Here is a 15,043-nt window from a genome sequence, read left to right as displayed (position 1 = left end):
TTTTCTCTCACCTCTGTATTATTTTATTTCAGCTATAACATCAATAAGCTGTCTTGTAAGATTTTCTCTACTGTATTGTTTTATTTTATTCCAATCAGGCTTAATATATTTATTTGTATTTATAAAATCCAAATATGCTGAATAAATTATATTTTCAATTTCATTTTGTTTAGATGGATTGGCTATATATCCTGTATTTGTTTCTAAAATCAGTTCTTTTGCCACTCCCTCTGGAACAATTCCCAATATAGGCTTTCCAGTTCTTATATATTCAAATATCTTACCTGTGTATATGCCTTCACTGCCTACACCTTCATCTATTATAAGTAGAAGTGAATTAGCCATGCACAGCTGCTTTAAACTTTCTTCATGAGGTACATAATTTTGATGTTCTACTACTTCTGGATACTTGTTCATATAATAATTTACAGTTTCCATATGTTCATTTCCTATTTGACCTGAGAATTTAATTTTTATTCTATACTGATCTATTTTATTAGTTTCTATCAAATTCTCAATTGATTTTAATATCTTTTCTGGTGAACGCTTACCATATAAAGTTCCATTATATAATATAGAAAACCTTTCATTTTTTTCTGCTAAAGAAAGATTCAGGTTGCTGAAATCTTTCTCATCATATCCATTTGTTATTATTCTAAACTTATCAATACTTTCATTTTTATATCTTTTAATAAAATTATCGATTATAGGTTTACTTACACTTATAACTTTATCAGCTTTTTTTACAACCTTTTTTTCTAAATGAGCATACACGCTCTCTATTGCAATACCATTGTTCACAAATGGATTTTCCACCCATGGGTCTCTAAAATCAGCAATCCACTTTACAGAAGCTTCTTTTGCAAGTTCATATCCTATTAAATGAGAAGAATACGGTCCTGAAGTTGTAAAAATCACTTCTATATTTTTTTCTTTCATAATCTTTCTGCCTTTTTCCACCGCAAAATCTATCCACCCCTTTTTATCATCAGGTATGTAAACTAGATTATATACGTTTAAAAATACTTTTTTCCCTATATTCCTAACACTTTTTTTCAACTTGCTCTTTATACCATTTAAATGCAAACCAGTACTTACAACACCATTGCTGTCAGATTGAGTGTTACTTGCTCCTTTATTGCTTAATAAACGGGTTAACTTATTTATTATGTCTGATTCTTTTATATCAGCCCTATAAACAGATATGTTTTTGTCAATTTCTTTACTAAGTGATTTATCAACAATTCCATTGGATTCTTCTTTAACAGTTAAGACACTAACATTATATCCCATATTACTTAAGTAATTTGCAAATTTTGTAGTTCTCTGAACTCCAGCCCCACCTTTAGGTGGATAATAATAGGCAATAATCAATATATTTTTCATACTAATCCCTTTCACCTTTATGAATAATTTTTAACATTAATGTAATAATAACCATAAATACAAATGCGGGAATAATACTTATTGGATATGTAGATGTCATAAACGCTTGACCTGTAATATTTCCGTATGCCAATAAACATAGCATTCCTATTACTGCTGATAATATGAATTTTTTATCATCCTTGTGCTTAATAGCATAAATAATTGATTTTACTAAAACTATTATTATAGAAATAAACAATACAAAAGTAAAAATCAAACCAAACTCTGTTGCAACATCTAAAAATATATTATGTGCATCTATATACATTTTGTTTTTATTTCCACCATAAGTTAAATAGAAATTTTTAAACTGACCAGGTCCTACTCCAAAATAAGGATGATCATATATCATTCCATATGCTACAATCCATATTGGTCTTCTGCTCTTGCACTGCTGTAACATTTCATGGATTATACCTTTACTTTTTGTAATTACTTCTATTCCTTCAATTTTTAGTTCTTCTCTAAGTTCATTAAACTCCCATCTATGGGTTATATTGAATCCTAAGCACACAAAAACAACTACGAAAATAATAATATATTTTTTGTAATTTTTTCTATCAATAAGTATCACCAAAAATATACATAGCCCAACAGCTACCATTATTCCTCTTGATTTTTGAGTACAAAGATTAACTACTTCAACAAATAATAAAAGCTTATACAACTCTCTATATTCTGGAAAAATTTCTTTATTCACAGCAAACAATAATATAAAAGGTAAAATCATTAATGTATACCCTAGCATAAAATTACTTCCAAGTACTCCATATAGATGTTGATTATTACCTCTGAAAATAAGATTATAAAGTGTTACAATTATATCTGGTATAGAAGACAAAGCAGCACCCATACATAAGTAAGTAACTATTTGTTTACTGAAATAATCATTTAATTCTTTATAGCTCAAAAGTATTACACTTAAAATAATGGTAGAAATCACTGCAAGTGCCACTAAATTAATTGATTCAAGCTTATTTACATTTACAAATGCCGAGATTAAGGCTAATACTATAATTAAAGAATATGTAAACAATACATATTTATACTTTTTCCTATCAGCTATTAAAGAAAAATCAACTTTTTGTTTAAATCTAAATATGTTTATGAGGAAAACAATGAAATATACCCAATAAATTCCGCTTCCAATCCATTTCATATTCAATCGTGCTAATAAATATAAAATCATTGGAATTAAAGGCATTGAAAATATGTATACTAAAATATTGGTTTTAATATCTTTAAACATTAAAAACATACTGCAAATAATAAATATTGTAACAAATAAACTACTTGTAAACATAAGTATATTAGTATGTCCTATTTTTAAAAATATACCTACCTCTACACTCAGATAAAGAAACAGTATAAAAAGTTTATATCTTTTTAAATACTCCAAATATTCCTTACACTCATATAAAAAATCCATATTTGTCCTCCATTGAATAGTGTTTTTATCTTATAGTTTCATCAATCATTGACACAATTCGTTCTGTTATTCTGCCGTCAAGCTTATAAAAGTTATACTCTATGTATTTATTAAATTTATCGTCAAATTTATATTCCAATATATTATTCAAACAATCTTTTAAATCATACTCATTTTTTGCTCCCATAGATACTCCATCTCTTACAAATCCACCAGCATCGTTATACTTAGGTAAAAGTATACACACAGATGGCTTATCTAGTAAAGCTCCTTCAACAACAACAGTTGAATGTACACTAACTACTACATCACACCAGTTTATTAAATCATATAAATCTCCTTCTTTAACTATTTTTACATTTTTGATGTTATACTTTTCTATAAGAGACTCATAAATTTCATAATAAGTATCCGCAGGATGAAGTTTTATACAAATTTCATATTCTTTTTCCATCATGCATAATGCTTTAAATAGAATATGTGTTGCAGGCTCCAATATATCCATATAATACTGGGTAGCATATAATATTTTAATTTTATTACTGTTATTCTCTTTATTTCTTATATAATTTTTTAGAAGATCCGTTCTACTCTGCCCTACAACTTTAACATTATTATCGTCATAAATATTTGTATTTTTCACTAAAATATCTTTATATTTCTTTCCCCATACAAAAGTATGGTTAGGAATTATTTTTTCTTTATACTTAGAATTTATTATATATGCTGGAGACATTGAATTTATTATACCGTGTTGTACTGCATAAGTCTTTATATTTTCCATATTTCCAGCCATTATAAATTCTCTAGGTCTATCACCTTCATCTACTGCAATGCAGCCCTTTATATTGTGCTTTTTTATTAAATCCCTTGCACAGATTAATTCCCTTATGTCTTCCATATATCTATCTTTTATGTTTTCAAAAATATACTTCATAATAATTTTTTTCAAATCATAATCTTCATATTTATAGTTAAGCTTATCTAATTTAGACAGATTATCGTTTATTAAATTTTTCTCCATATATTTGTCTTTACTGAATTTTTTATATAAAACAAAAAACTCAAAAGGTATATAATCTTTTTTATATTTTAAAGATTTATCTATTATTTTAAAATTTAATAAACACTGAATATTAAACATATTATATTTTTTGCTCAAAGCTTCCGTAACAATGCCCAACTGAGTATCGATTAAGTCTTCTTTTCCATGAACCTTTATTGTGTTTATATTCATAGTATTACTTATTGAAAGAAAATTATTTTTACTTTTATTACAATTAACTCTAAATTTTATATAACTTTTTATTCCCTTTAAACTTCTTAAAATAAATTTAAGTACTTTTTTAGCATCTAATTTTCTGTGATTATTTATTTGCTTTTTAATGTCATCAACCTTATGAACCTCTAAACCAAATACTTTTGTACATATATCAGTCATTATTTGATTGTCTGTCTCTATGATAATGTTTTTTCCAACATCATCTATTACACTTTTCACAGTAAAAAAGCAAAAGAAAATACTCTTTAATTTTTCATATATTGCATGTCTTTCAAAACAGTACATACCTACACCATTATATGTATATAAATCTTCTAAATTCATATCTTCAATTTCTTGCTTTTCAAGAAATTGAAGATATTCAAAAACCTCTTTATCCATACTTATATGTTTAATATAGGTATCTGTATCAATTTTTCTCCCATCATAAAGTACACTCTTTTCTGAATTAGTATAAATAAGCTTATACATGATTATCTTCTCCCACTTGTTTGTTTACCTATTTTTTAAATTCTCTCTTAATTTATACAGTAATATAAATAAAACCATTATAACAAATGCATATCTAATAATTATCATATCTTGAATAATATAGAACACTATGCTTATCATCAACATAAATAAGCTACAATATAAAAAATATTTTAATTTAAAAACTCTTATCTCCGTTATATGTAAAGATATTATATAATGATATATAAATAATAATATATAAGATATTATTGTTGTCCATGCAGCTGCTACCGCTCCATATCTTGGTATTAAAATATAATTTAGAATTACATTTACCATTGCCGCCATAAATGTTCCTAAAGAAGTATACTGTGTTTTTTTAAAATAAAACTCTATATTACTAGGTATACTATATAGGAATACAAAATAATATCCAAGCATAATCAACGGAACGAAGCCAACGCCTCTTAAGTAAGCTTTAGTACCCATTAGTTTTGCTACCTCTGGAGATATATAAATCAATATAAAACTCATTAATGAAAATAATCCAATATAATACTTAACCTTCTGCTGTATTTCTTTATAGTTTTTTTTGGTCATATTCTCAAAAAACCAGGGTACCCATGCCTTATTAGCTGCCATCCAAACGATTTGCAAAATCATGCCTATTTTATAGGCAAAACTATAGATACCAGCTTCAGCATTTCCTAAAAATTTCTTTATCATAATAGAATCCATTGATGTTAAAACTATTCCTGAAAGAGTATGGAGTATTAAAGGTATTGAAATAACCAAAGCATATTTCCAATACTTTTGGGACACTATTCTTTTTCCTTTAATTATGGTAAATAGATACAGTATAGTTCCATAACATATTGTAACAATTGCTCCTGCTTCAATTCTCCCATAATATTTGTCTTGTGTGAATCTTTGTATCATTATAATAGATAAAATAATATTAAATATGGCACTGCTTATAGAAACAAACAAATATTTTTTGTATTCATACTGCACAGTGAATTTACGACTTGAGCAATCTACTACGAAACCAAAAAAAGATTGAACTATAAGCAAAATAACCAGATTAGAACTCAAACCCAAAATCTGTGCTAAAGAATTTTTAAACACAATCCCGATTATAAGCCATAAACTTGCAGAAACAGTCCCCAAAAAGAAAATAGATGATAAAAATCCATCATAATCTTCTTCAAAATCGAATCTGGCATTTTGTATAGAAGAAACCAAACTTATACTTATAATAGTTGTAAATATAGATAGGTAACTTCCATAAACTGAAACAATACCAAAATCACTTTCTTTAAGAAGTCTTACAAATATAGGTACAGTAATAAAAGAAAGGCCTTGAACAAATAAAGTTCCAATTGTATACCATATACCACTTTTAACCAATTTATTTTTGTACATTTTTTTCATTATAGATATATCCATATTATACCTCTCCTAAAATCACTGTATCTTTTAATTGCAATCTTTTTTATTATCTAGCATATTTTTTTATAATATCACATACAAATTTTATTTCTTCCTTTTTCAATCCAACTGAACTTGGAAGATTAATTCCTCTATTGCAAATCTCCTCAGTAATACTCATATCTCCATGCTTACAATCTTTATACGGCGGCATTTCATGTACAGCCATAAAGAATGGTCTGGATTCAATACCTTCCTCTTTTAATCTTGTAATTAACTCGTCTCTGCTAATTCCATAGTCCTCTTCAACCAATATTGAATATAGCCAATAACAATTCCCAGCCCATTCTTTTTCTATTGAAATTGTTATTCCTTTTACATCTTGTAGGAGTTCATTATAATATTCTGCATTCTCTCTTTTTATCTTTAAATACTCCTCTACATTTTCCAACTGTGCAACTCCAAAAGCAGCTAAAAGATTTGGCATTCTAAAATTATATCCCACTTCTGGATGATAAAAAGCTTTATTCTCTAAAACGACCTTTGTTTGAGTCGATAAGAATTTAGCTCTTTCGCCATATTCTTCATTGTTAGTTACAAACATTCCGCCTGCTCCAGTTGTTATAAGCTTATTACCATTAAAGCTAAAAGCACCTATATGTCCTATAGTTCCCAATTTTTTTCCCTTATATGTAGATCCTAATGCTTCTGTCGCATCCTCTATAACAAACAAATTATGTTTATCTGCTATTTCCATAACTCTATCCATGTCCACAGGATGCCCATAAATATGTACTGGCATAATTGCCTTAGTTTTTGGAGTAATAAGTTCTTCAATTTTTTCTGCATCCATTACAAAAGTATCTCTGCAGCAATCACAAAAAACAGGAGATGCCCCTACATATTTAATAGTATTTACAGGTGAAATAAAAGTCATGGAAGGAACAATTACTTCATCTCCTTCTCCTATTCCTAAAGTTACAAGTGCCAGTTGAAGAGCAGCTGTACCATTCATTGTAACAACAGCCTTTTTTACATTTAAATATTGCTCAAATCGTTCTTCAAATAAATTTACATAGCTTCCCACAGAAGAAACCCAATTTGTATCTATACATTCTTTAACATATTTCCATTCATTCCCTTGGATTTCAGGTATACATAAAGGTATCATTTTATACACTCCCATCATAAAAATTGTTTTACACAATATAAGAATGTTGCCAGACAACATTCTTATATTCCCCAATCGCCAGTAACCAATCCCCAGTGAAAGAAGATTTTCTGGTGACTTGGGATTGGTTACTGGGGATTAGAATAAAATTGCTTCACAATTTTATTCTATTACACATTATAAATATCAGTCTTAAAATGTTGGATATTATTTTTAATCCATTCAATTGTTTCTTTTAGTCCCTCATCAAGTGTATATTTTGGAGTCCAATCAGTCAATTCCTTAATTTTTGTGTTATCCGCCCACAATCTGTTAACTTCACTCTTTTCTGGTCTTATTCTTTCATCGTCACATATTATCTTAACTTCATTGTTTGTTAATTCTATTATTTTTTTAACTAAATCCCCAATGCTTATTTCATAATTAGATCCAGCATTTATCACTTCTCCTATAGTTTTTTCACTTTCAGCAACTTTTATAAATGCTTCTGCTGTATCTTTTACATAGTTGAAATCTCTTGTTGGAGTTAGACTTCCTAATTTTATTTCTGTTTTACCAGCAAGTATTTGTGAAATTATTGTTGGTATTACAGCTCTTGCCGATTGTCTTGGACCATATGTGTTAAATGGTCTTAATGTAGCAATTGGTAAATTGAAAGATTTGTAAAAACTCTCCGCCATTTTATCAGCACCTATCTTTGAAGCTGAATAAGGTGACTGCCCCTGCATAGGGTGTTTTTCATCAATTGGAACATATAATGCAGTACCATACGTTTCACTTGTTGAAGTATGTATAATCTTCTCTATATTTTCTTCATCTCTGCATGCTTCTAATACATTTGTAGTTCCTTCTACATTGGTTCTTACATAAGCCATTGGTGATAAATATGAATATGGTATAGCAATAAGTGCAGCAAGATGCATTATAACTTCCTGTCCTTTTACCATTCTCTTTACATTGTCATATTCTCTGATATCTCCTGTAATAACATTTAGACTGTCTTTAACATTTTTATCAAATGAGTCTATCCATCCCCAGTTATTAAAAGAATTATATTGAACAAGTGCTGTTACGTCAGCTCCTAATTCTACTAATCTTTCAGTTAAATGACTTCCAATAAAGCCTTCCGCACCTGTTACTAAAACTTTTTTACCCTTCCAATTCATAGCTGCTCATTCCTCCATACAATTTATTATTTTTTATCTAATCTTCAGTTAGTCATAATAAAATCTTGCTTAAAAAAATTTTTCTACATCTTCATTTGCTTTTTTAAAGTCATCCATCTGTCCTATGTCTGACCAATATTCTGTAATCTGATATACTCCTGATTTTCCATTTTCCTTTATTACATCTTCTATTAAATCCGTCATATTATAAAACTCATCTTCTGGAATATATCCAATTGTTTTTTCGTTTAATACATATACTCCACTGTTTATGTAAAAATTATATACTGGTTTTTCTTCTAATGACTTTATTAAAAGATTATCCGTAATCATTACACCATATGGAACCTTCATTTCATAGTTCCTTGCTCCAACAGTAACATTAAATTCATTTTTAATATGATGATTTAAAAAAGCATCAAAATCTATTCCTGTTAATATGTCTCCATTTATAACAATAAACGGTTTGTTTAGTTTGTCTTCTGCCAGCTTTATCGAACCAGCTGTACCTAGCTTTTTAGTTTCTCTTACGTACTCAATATTTATATCAAATTCCTTACCATCCTTAAAATATTCCTCTATAATTTCTCCTTTATAGTTAAGAGAAATTATAAAATTTCTAAATCCATATTCTTTGAATTGCTCTATAATACGCTGCAATATAGGTTTTTCGCCTATTTTAAGCATTGGCTTTGGGATTTTCTCTGTAAGAGGTCTAAGTCTGGTACCAAGTCCTCCTGCAAGAATAAATACAAAGTTATCTTTTTTATCATATGATATTATATCATCTAAAAAATATAAATCGATTAATTTTCCATCATCATCCAAAAGTGGGAGCTGCCTTATTTTATATTTAAGCATTAACTCCTTAACTTTTTTCTTTGACTCAAGCTTACTTACTGACCTAAATTCACTGCTGTAAATTCCTTCAATACTGTCATGAATTTCATGTCCTTTAAGTATGGCTCTTCTTATAATACCATCTGTAATAATTCCTTTAACATGGTTTTCTTCATCAACTACTAAAGCTGCACCCGTTAAATTTTTATCTATAGATTCCATGGCATCTTTTATTGTGGAACAAACTTCTATACAGTATATATCATTTGAAAATCTCACCAAATCACCTACACTTTATTATTTTTGCTGGACTTCCTACTGCTGTAACATTATCCTCTATGTCGTTCAATACAACAGATCCTGCCCCTATTACTACATTGTTTCCAATATTTATCCCTTCAATTACAGAAGCTCCTATTCCTATATGAGAACCGTTGCCTATTTTAACTCCTCCTGCTATGCATGCACCAGGAGAAATATGTGAATTCCTTCCTACAAAACAATCATGTTCAATAACTGAGGAAGTATTTACAATACAATTTTCTTGTACAACAGCCCCTGCATTTATAATAGCTCCTGCCATTACACACGTTCCGTCTTCCACCTTTGCATAGGGAGATACTACAGCTTTGTTATGTATTAATTTGGGTATTTCATAACCAATGTTTCTTAAGTTATAATATATTTTGTCTCTAAGACTCATATCATTTAATCCACCTAAACTTACAAAGGCATTTCTTACACCGCCTTTAAAAACCTGCGGCAGCACTTCATCAGTTCCTATTATTGGAATATCAAATATCTTATCTCCAATTCCTTTAGTATCAGTAATAGCTATTATTTCATATTTTCTCATACTTTTTATTATATCTATTATAACCTTACAATGTCCTCCTCCACCCACAAGGACAATTTTTTCCATATAGACACCTCTTTTTAATAAGTTATTCTCTTTTGTATTAGTTCTCTTGTAATTTCAATTTCACTTAAATGCTTACTTATACTTTCGCCGGCTTTACCATCTCCATAAGGATTAACACAAGACTTTAATTCTTCTCTGTAATTGTCCTCATATAATGCTTTATTAATTCCTCCAAGCACTTCCTCTTTCTCATATCCAACATCTATTACATTGCAAGCTCTCAGTCTACCTTCTTGCCTTGTACCAATATTTATAACCGGAAGTTTAAAGCTCGGTGCTTCTATTATTCCCGAAGAAGAATTTCCTATCATTATATCAGCTATGTTAAGAAGACTCAAATATTCAACCTGAGTAAGGTTTTTAAACACCTTTAAAAAGTTATATTTCGCTCTATATTCTTCTATTACCTTTATTATTTCTCTTCCACCATTATCGCTGTTAGGATATGAAATTATTGTCTGTACTCCACACTCAACTACAGCATCTAATGTTTGCTCTATCTGCCATTTCACTAAGTCTCTCTCTGTAGTAACCGGATGTAGGGTCATAACAAAAATTTTATCATCTTCCAAATCAAACTTTTTCAACATTTCATCTCTTGATATGTACTCAGTATTTCTGATATAGTCAAGACCTGGCGCTCCTACTACGTATACATTTTCTTCTTTCTCACCCATTTTTACAATTCTCTCTTTACTATCTTCTGTTGCTGGGAAATGTATATGTGAAAGCTTAGTAATTGCATGTCTTATAGATTCATCAACTGTTCCTGTAACTTCTCCACCATGTATATGTGCAACTGGAAGATTCATATGAGCAGCAGCAAGAGAAGCTGCCATCATTTCACCTCTGTCTCCTAATACAACTAAAATGTCCGGTTTTAATCTTTCTAATGTTTGAGTTAAGTTCATAAGAGTCAGACCTATAGATTTTGCCATAGCAGCTCCCGTATCTGACGCTAAAATAGTTTCAATTCTTTCAGCTATTTCAAAACCGTCTTTTTCTATTTCATTTACTGTCATCCCAAATTCAGGACATAAATGCATTCCACAAACAATTAATTGTAATTCCAACTTAGGATTTTTTTCTATCTCTTTAAGTACCGAATAATATATTCCATAATCTGCTCTAGTTCCAGTTAAAACTGCAATCTTTCTCTTCATAACTTCTAAACCTCTCTATTTCATAAATTATTCGCCATTACCTGGTCACTGGCTGCTAATCATTGGTTACTGATGTAAATGTTATTTGCTCATCTTTATTAATATTTTTTGCAGCTTTTTTACCAATTAAATCTTTATAGTATTTAGGACTTAGTCCATTTCCTGGTCTTTTATAATCTAAATCCTCCAACCCTATTGTTTCACCTTTTTTTATATCTCTGCAAACTACTATACTTTTACGTGCAACCTGCATTGTACTAATTTCACTTTCACTAAACATCTTTATTCCGCTGCCTAAAGAAATTTCTACATTTCTAATTCCCTCAATCATTTTTTTAAGTTCCTCTGGTTCTAAAGAAGCTTTATGATCAGGTCCTTCCATACTTTTATCCAGTGTAAAATGTTTTTCAATAATATTTGCTCCTAAAGCAGCTGCAGCAATAGGTATTGTAATTCCTTCCGTATGGTCTGAATACCCGCCTATTATATTGAAAGCAGTCTTTATAGTATTCATAGCTTTCAAATTTACTGATTCCAATGCCGCTGGATAATTTGATGTACAGTGAAGTACTGCAATATCATTTATCCCTTTATTTTTTAAAGCCATAACTGCTTCCTCAATTTCACCTAGCACAGCCATACCTGAAGATAAAATAACTGGCTTGTTAAATTCTGCTATGTGCTCCAGTAATGGAATATTGGTCAAATCTCCCGAACTTATCTTGAAAGCTTCAATCCCTATAGAGTTTAAAAAATCTGCACTCTCAAAATCAAAAGGTGTTGATAAGAAAATTATTCCTTTATCTTCACAATACTTCTTAAGTTCTTTAAATTCACCATAAGATAGTTCTAATTTTTTCAACATATTAAATTGACTATCTTCAGCACCTATATTGTCCTTTTGATATTTAGCCATTTGAGCATATCCTGTTACTAGCTTTTCACTTTTAAAGGTTTGAAATTTCACAGCATCTACTCCTGCATACACAGCCATGTCCACAAGTTTTTTTGCAAGATTTATATCTCCATTATGATTAACTCCAGCTTCAGCTATTATAAAACAAGATGATTTACTGTCAACAATTCTATTTCCTATTTTAATCATTGCCATTCTCCTTTAAAATAAGTTCTACAAGTTTTGCATCAAGCATATTGTCTATGTCAACAGATTTTTCTCCTTCCATTATATAAGGCAAGGTTTGTTTATTCACAAAAGCTTTTTCTTCTAATAACATACTTACTCTGTTTATATACAGTGCTCCATTAAAAATATATACTTTAGGTAATTCTTGTCTTCTTAAATTATCTCCGTTAAATTCCATTACAGGTTCTAATCTATTATCTTGAATTGTTCTCATAATAACAGGATTTTCATCTACTTCACATATACTTATTAAAGAATTTTCTTTACTCTTCATAAGTACTTCTATTGCCTCATCAATATGACTTTGTGTTCTAAGAGGAGAAGTTGGTTGAAGTAAAACCACATAATCAAACTCTTCTCCCTTTTCCTTCAAAAAATTTATTGCATGTAAAACTACATCTATTGACTTAGCAGCATCATTTGAAATTTCTTCTGGTCTTAAAAAAGGAACATTGGCTCCATACTTTAAAGAAGCCTCTTTTATTTTAGTGTCATCTGTTGAAACTAATGTATAATCAATATATTTTGATTTTTTTGCCGCTTCTATAGAATATGCTATCAATGGTTTACCACAGATATCCATTATATTCTTATAAGGTATTCCTTTTGACCCTCCTCTAGCTGGAATTACAGCTAGAATTTTTTTATCCTTATACATAATAATAGTCTTCCCTTCTATAATTGGGCTATTGATTTTTTAACAATTGATCTTCCGGTACATCTTTGAACTTTTTAGCAGGATTTCCTACAACAATTTCTGCATTTTGTATATTTCTTGTTACAACACTTCCTGCTGCCGCAAATCCATCTTCATGTATAACTTTTCCTGGAAGCACTACTGCACCAGCACCAATTCTTCCACCCTTTTTTATAGTTACTCCTTTGAAGTGATTAAATCTTTCCTTGGAGCGAGCCGCATAATTATCATTTGATGTAACAGCACATGGGGCGATGAATACATAATCTTCAATTTCTGAATAAGCAGTAATATAAACATTGGTTTGTATTTTGCAATTAGAACCTACTTTACAGAAATTTTCAACTGTAGCGCCTCTTCCAATTATTGTTTTCGTGCCTATAGTAACATCTTCTCTTATTGTAGCTACATCTGCAATAAGAGTTTTTTCTCCTATAGTACATCCGCAGTAAATTATTACTCCTGCACCAATTAAGCATTCATTTTCTATCTCACAAGGTGTATATTTTTTATCATCTTTAAATATACTGTTAACGGATCTCATTGGTGTTTTCCCTATTACAGTATTATCATCTATTCTAATATTATTTCCTATCCTGCTGCCTTCATGTATTACTACATTATTTCCAATAATGCAGTTATCTCCTATTTGAACATTATCTTCAATAACAGCAAAATGTCCTATTTTTACATTATTGCCTATCTTAGAAGTTTCAGAAATATAGTTCATATTTTTTCCTCCATTTTCATATCCATTAAAATGATAGCTTCTATTTGTCGGATAATGCTTTTTCCATATCTATAGTAGAAAAATCTTCTAATGGGAACTTTACAGGCATTTCAGTAATTCTTGATTTATATGCTGCAAGAATTATTGACATTGCTTTTTTACCCTCTTCACCATTTATCAATGGTTCTATATCATTATTAATTGAATCTATTACATTTTTAAATAGCGGTACATGTCCACTTCCGTATACGCTGTCTGGATCTCCTTCTTGAGCCTTCAATATATCATCTTCGCTGTCTCTATTATCTTCAAATCTCCAATTTTCTATTCTATTAACAGCAAGTCCTCCTATGCATACTGTTCCCTTTTCACCAAAGATACTTAAAGTTTCTTCTAAGTTTTTAGGGAATACGCAGGCAGTTCCTTCTACCATTCCTATTGAACCATTCTTGAAACGTATAAGTATAGCACCAAAATCTTCAGCTTCTATATCTCTTAGAAAATTATCACATTGTGCATATACTGTATCAATTTCTCCTCCCATCATCCATTGAAGAAGATCAATATTGTGTATACATTGATTCATAAGAGTTCCACCATCAAGCTTCCATGTTCCTCTCCACGGTGCTTGCTCATAGTATCCCATATTTCTATTCCAAAGAATTCTTGCTGTTCCATTAACAAGTTTTCCAAATCTGTCTTCTTCAATAGCTGTTCTTAGCTGTTGAATTGGTTTGTTGAATCTGTTTTGATGGCAAATTGATAATTTAACTCCATTCTCTTTAGCCACTTTTATCATTTCATCAGCATCTTTCATTGAAAGAGCCATTGGCTTTTCAACTACTGCATGCAATCCTTTTTTCATACAATATATAGCTATCTCTGGATGATATCCACTTTCTGTAGCTATAGTAACCACATCTATTTCCTCTTTTTCAAGCATCTCTTTATAATCGGTATATGTATTTACTTGAATGTCTTCATTTATCTTTGACAAATATTCTTCTTTCTTAGCTATTGCCTTATTTATGTCAACATCGCAAGTAGCTGAAAGTACTGCCTCTTCTCTATTATGTATTAATCCTTCAACATGCTTATAAGAAATTCTTCCGCAACCTATTATAGCAAATTTTAATTTTTTCATCTCAATCACTCCTTAATCATAATAAAGGATAAACCCTAAGGTC

The 15,043-nt window shown here is 29.8% G+C and carries 13 protein-coding genes; all 13 read right to left on the bottom strand.

What is annotated here, in order from left to right; all coding sequences use genetic code 11:
* Window positions 1-18: 18 nt before the first annotated feature.
* Window positions 19-1,386, bottom strand: coding sequence for a hypothetical protein (locus OIO11_RS01415; RefSeq protein ID WP_268069548.1), 1,368 nt, complete (start codon window positions 1,384-1,386; stop codon window positions 19-21).
* A gap of 1 nt (window position 1,387) precedes the next feature.
* Window positions 1,388-2,857, bottom strand: a complete 1,470-nt coding sequence (locus tag OIO11_RS01410; protein ID WP_268069547.1) for an O-antigen ligase family protein — start codon at window positions 2,855-2,857, stop codon at window positions 1,388-1,390.
* Window positions 2,858-2,882: 25 nt separating this feature from the next.
* On the bottom strand, window positions 2,883-4,610 hold the full coding sequence (locus tag OIO11_RS01405) for a hypothetical protein (protein ID WP_268069546.1): 1,728 nt from the start codon (window positions 4,608-4,610) through the stop codon (window positions 2,883-2,885).
* Window positions 4,611-4,634: 24 nt separating this feature from the next.
* Window positions 4,635-6,041 (bottom strand): lipopolysaccharide biosynthesis protein, encoded by a 1,407-nt coding sequence (locus tag OIO11_RS01400; RefSeq protein ID WP_268069545.1) that lies wholly within the window; start codon window positions 6,039-6,041, stop codon window positions 4,635-4,637.
* Window positions 6,042-6,090: 49 nt separating this feature from the next.
* Window positions 6,091-7,194, bottom strand: coding sequence for a LegC family aminotransferase (locus OIO11_RS01395; RefSeq protein ID WP_268069544.1), 1,104 nt, complete (start codon window positions 7,192-7,194; stop codon window positions 6,091-6,093).
* A 170-nt stretch (window positions 7,195-7,364) separates the two neighbouring features.
* Complete coding sequence (locus OIO11_RS01390; RefSeq protein ID WP_268069543.1) at window positions 7,365-8,360, bottom strand: NAD-dependent 4,6-dehydratase LegB; 996 nt, start codon at window positions 8,358-8,360, stop codon at window positions 7,365-7,367.
* A 69-nt stretch (window positions 8,361-8,429) separates the two neighbouring features.
* Entirely contained in the window at window positions 8,430-9,479 is a 1,050-nt protein-coding gene (locus OIO11_RS01385; protein WP_268069542.1) for a nucleotidyltransferase family protein, read from the bottom strand.
* Window positions 9,480-9,483: 4 nt separating this feature from the next.
* Window positions 9,484-10,122 (bottom strand): acetyltransferase, encoded by a 639-nt coding sequence (locus OIO11_RS01380; RefSeq protein WP_268069541.1) that lies wholly within the window; start codon window positions 10,120-10,122, stop codon window positions 9,484-9,486.
* Between the two features lie 14 nt (window positions 10,123-10,136).
* Window positions 10,137-11,285: a UDP-N-acetylglucosamine 2-epimerase gene (neuC, locus tag OIO11_RS01375; protein ID WP_268069540.1), complete on the bottom strand. Its 1,149-nt coding sequence runs from the start codon at window positions 11,283-11,285 to the stop codon at window positions 10,137-10,139.
* 55 nt (window positions 11,286-11,340) lie between these two features.
* Complete coding sequence (gene neuB / locus OIO11_RS01370) at window positions 11,341-12,390, bottom strand: N-acetylneuraminate synthase (protein WP_268069539.1); 1,050 nt, start codon at window positions 12,388-12,390, stop codon at window positions 11,341-11,343.
* Window positions 12,383-13,087 carry an acylneuraminate cytidylyltransferase family protein gene (locus OIO11_RS01365; protein ID WP_268069538.1) on the bottom strand — a complete coding sequence of 235 codons (705 nt, stop codon included), beginning with the start codon at window positions 13,085-13,087 and terminating at the stop codon, window positions 12,383-12,385. Before OIO11_RS01365 ends, neuB begins: the two co-directional genes overlap by 8 nt.
* Window positions 13,088-13,115: 28 nt before the next feature.
* A complete protein-coding gene (locus OIO11_RS01360) occupies window positions 13,116-13,856 on the bottom strand; it encodes an N-acetyltransferase (protein ID WP_268069537.1) in 741 nt (246 codons plus the stop codon).
* 40 nt (window positions 13,857-13,896) lie between these two features.
* Complete coding sequence (locus OIO11_RS01355) at window positions 13,897-15,000, bottom strand: Gfo/Idh/MocA family protein (protein WP_268069536.1); 1,104 nt, start codon at window positions 14,998-15,000, stop codon at window positions 13,897-13,899.
* Window positions 15,001-15,043: the final 43 nt, after the last annotated feature.

This window comes from Clostridium sp. ZS2-4 (genome assembly GCF_026719745.1).
Classification (GTDB): Bacteria; Bacillota; Clostridia; order Clostridiales; family Clostridiaceae; genus Clostridium_H.
This window is presented reverse-complemented; position numbering and strand designations above follow the sequence as displayed.

Excerpts from the sequence above, each read along its gene's own strand:
- OIO11_RS01355 (WP_268069536.1), bottom strand. The coding sequence starts at position 15,000 with ATGAAAAAATTAAAATTTGCTATAATAGGTTGCGGAAGAATTTCTTAT.
- OIO11_RS01395 (WP_268069544.1), bottom strand. The coding sequence starts at position 7,194 with ATGATACCTTTATGTATACCTGAAATCCAAGGGAATGAATGGAAATAT.
- OIO11_RS01415 (WP_268069548.1), bottom strand. The coding sequence starts at position 1,386 with ATGAAAAATATATTGATTATTGCCTATTATTATCCACCTAAAGGTGGG.
- neuC (WP_268069540.1), bottom strand. The coding sequence starts at position 11,285 with ATGAAGAGAAAGATTGCAGTTTTAACTGGAACTAGAGCAGATTATGGA.
- OIO11_RS01390 (WP_268069543.1), bottom strand. The coding sequence starts at position 8,360 with ATGAATTGGAAGGGTAAAAAAGTTTTAGTAACAGGTGCGGAAGGCTTT.
- OIO11_RS01410 (WP_268069547.1), bottom strand. The coding sequence starts at position 2,857 with ATGGATTTTTTATATGAGTGTAAGGAATATTTGGAGTATTTAAAAAGA.
- neuB (WP_268069539.1), bottom strand. The coding sequence starts at position 12,390 with ATGATTAAAATAGGAAATAGAATTGTTGACAGTAAATCATCTTGTTTT.
- OIO11_RS01400 (WP_268069545.1), bottom strand. The coding sequence starts at position 6,041 with ATGGATATATCTATAATGAAAAAAATGTACAAAAATAAATTGGTTAAA.
- OIO11_RS01360 (WP_268069537.1), bottom strand. The coding sequence starts at position 13,856 with ATGAACTATATTTCTGAAACTTCTAAGATAGGCAATAATGTAAAAATA.
- OIO11_RS01405 (WP_268069546.1), bottom strand. The coding sequence starts at position 4,610 with ATGTATAAGCTTATTTATACTAATTCAGAAAAGAGTGTACTTTATGAT.
- OIO11_RS01380 (WP_268069541.1), bottom strand. The coding sequence starts at position 10,122 with ATGGAAAAAATTGTCCTTGTGGGTGGAGGAGGACATTGTAAGGTTATA.
- OIO11_RS01365 (WP_268069538.1), bottom strand. The coding sequence starts at position 13,087 with ATGTATAAGGATAAAAAAATTCTAGCTGTAATTCCAGCTAGAGGAGGG.